The organism is Candidatus Phytoplasma phoenicium (assembly GCF_001189415.1).
Classification (GTDB): Bacteria; Bacillota_I; Bacilli_A; order Acholeplasmatales; family Acholeplasmataceae; genus Phytoplasma; species Phytoplasma phoenicium.
On the sequence record NZ_JPSQ01000020.1, the window covers coordinates 1 to 2,743 of the forward strand.

Consider the following 2,743-nt stretch of genomic DNA (forward strand, 5'->3'; position numbering starts at 1 on the left):
AGAAATTTTATTTTTATTAGAAAAACTTCTTGAAAAAAATAAAGCTGAAATTCGTAAAAAGTTAGCAGAACAAATTCGTAACATGAAAAAAATTCCTAATCTTATTTTTAAATATGATAATTCTTTAACTTATGGAAAAAAAATTGAAAAACTTTTGAATCAAATATAAAAGATAAGAGTCTTTTTCATATTTATCTTTTATATTTTTTTTATTTTAGTATAAAAATATTTTTACTCAAAATTAAAGAATGAAAAAAGGATAAAAATGTTTGCAGAAATTATAGTTGACATTAAAACCTCTTATGTCAATCAATGTTTTGATTATAAAATACCAGCTAATTTAATCTCTCGTTTAAAAAAAGGAATGGGTGTGATCGTTCCTTTTGGTATTAAAGAGCATTATCGTTTAGGCTATGTTTTAAAAATAAAAACACAAAGTGTTTGGGCTACCAAGCAAATAGTAGATATTGTAGATCAAACGTTTTTTATTAATGAAGAACTTTTTCTTATAGCTGATAAAATGTTAGAAACACCTTTTGTGACTAAAACAATAGTTTATCGAACGATCATTCCTTCTATTTTTTCCTTTTCTTATAAAAAAAAAGTGATTATAAAACAAGAAAATTTGGTTCCTTCCGAAATTAAAACTTATCTGAAAAAAAAAAAATATTATTTAGCTTTTAAAGATTCTTTGTTCAATAATGTTTTGTTTCAACAATTAATTAAACAACAAATTTTAGAAATCATTATTGTCTTAAAAGAAAAATATCAATCAAAACAAAATTGGGTATATACTCTGAAATTAGAAAATTTACCAAAAACCACGCTTACCACCAAACAAAAAAATTGTTTACAACACTTTCAAGAACAAGCAATTGTTGTAAAGACCCAAAAAGAAATGTTTAAATTTGCTTCTACTCATATTATTAATCAATTATTACAAAAAAAAATTATAAGTAAAAATAAACAAAACATTAGGAAACCATCACCCCAAATTGCTTCCTCTATTGTAGTATCGTTGCCAGAAATTCCTTTAACTACTTCACAATCAGATATTTGGCATAAGATTAATAGTCACTGTTATCAAACATATTTATTAGTTTATGAAGAAGAACATGATAAAATAGCAATTTATTTGAAGTGTATTGTGGACAAAATCCAACAACAAAAACAAATTTTAATCTTATTACCAGAAATTATTTTAATTCAACCTTTATTCGATATTTTACAAACCAAACTTCCTACTATTAAAATAGCTGTGTTACACCATCAATTAAATAATGAAAATGATTGGGAACAACGCCAACAAATTAGTTCTCAACAAGTGCATGTGGTAATAGGGAATCGTAGCGCTATTTTCGTTCCTTTGGAGCGTTTAGGAGCCCTTATAATAGATGCAGAACATGATGACTCTTTCATTGAAAAAGAAAAAATACCGTTTTATGATGTGAGAGAGTTAGCGCAAACGAGAGCTATTTATCATCATATCCCTTTAATTTTAACCAGCATGACACCTTCTTTAGAAAGCGTTTATCAAATACAACAAAAAAAATATCAATTGTTACGTTTTCCTGTCAAATCTAAAAAAACGAAGTTTCACTTAATTGATATGAAAGAAGAATTAAAAAAAGGTAATTTAGAGCCTTTTTCTCATATTTTATTTCAAAATTTAATAAAAACTATTCATAAACAACAAAAAACACTTTTATTGATCAATGCTAAAGGTTTTTCTTCTTTTCTTTTATGTCGTGTATGTAGTTATATTGCTAAATGCGTTCAATGTAAACAAAAAATGACTTGGTTTTTACATAAAAACATCTTAAAATGTTGTTTTTGTCATCGTCAAGAAAGTTTTTCAGCTAACTGTCCTCGTTGTCAACAAGCTACTCTCAAATCAGTGAGTTTTGGGATTGAATACATAGAAAAATTTTTAAAAGAAAAATTACCTTTGGTCAAAATTTTACGCTTAGATTCTGATATGCTATCAAGTCATAAAAAATACGAAAAAATTATCACACTTTTGCAAAAAAAAAATATTGATATTTTATTAGGCACTGAAATGATAGTAAAAAATTTAGCTATTCCTGATTTTCATTTAGTGGGGATTTTAATGGCTGATCTTTTATTAAATGCTCCTACTATGAAATCTTCCGAAAAAACTTTTCAATTACTTACAAAAATCACTAAATATAATAATTTTACTCAACCTGTTTTTATCCAAAGTTATCAATCGCAACATTATATTTTTCAAACATTGGCATATGATGATTTCAAAACTTTTTATCAAAAAGCACTTCAAGAAAGAAAATTATCTCAAAATCCTCCTTTTTGGTTTATTAGTAAAATTTTAATTTCTCATAAAAATTTTTATCAATTGTTGCAAATTGCTCTCAATTTAAAAGTACATTTGCAATATCATGACCAACAACCCATAAAAGTTTTAGGCCCTACTTTTCCTAAAATCAAGAAAAAAAAGAATTTATATCGTTTGTTATTGGTTTTAAAATATCAAACTTGGCCACTTCATTTTCAATTTATTATAGAAAAAAATTTACAAAAAGAAGCTTTTCTTATATTTGATCGTTTTGCTCATATTATATAAATTAAAATAATCATTTTTAAGTACACTTGGAAAGAAACAAAAAAAGAACAAAATTTTTTGGACTGTTATAAAAAAAGTTTAAATGTTTCTTTAAAACCTAAGAAAACTTGTTTTTAATTTTATTTTTGTTAACATCTAAAA

2 protein-coding genes are annotated in these 2,743 nt (G+C 24.9%); both read left to right on the forward strand.

What is annotated here, in order from left to right; all coding sequences use genetic code 11:
* Window positions 1-4 precede the first annotated feature (4 nt).
* Window positions 5-169, forward strand: a complete 165-nt coding sequence (locus AlmWB_RS01925; RefSeq protein ID WP_083993341.1) for a ribosome-binding factor A — start codon at window positions 5-7, stop codon at window positions 167-169.
* Window positions 170-265: 96 nt separating this feature from the next.
* Window positions 266-2,602, forward strand: coding sequence for a replication restart helicase PriA (gene priA, locus AlmWB_RS00685; protein WP_050337128.1), 2,337 nt, complete (start codon window positions 266-268; stop codon window positions 2,600-2,602).
* Window positions 2,603-2,743: the final 141 nt, after the last annotated feature.

What these genes read in the sequence shown, in the direction of transcription:
- priA (WP_050337128.1), top strand. Translation starts at nt 266, where the DNA reads ATGTTTGCAGAAATTATAGTTGACATTAAAACCTCTTATGTCAATCAA.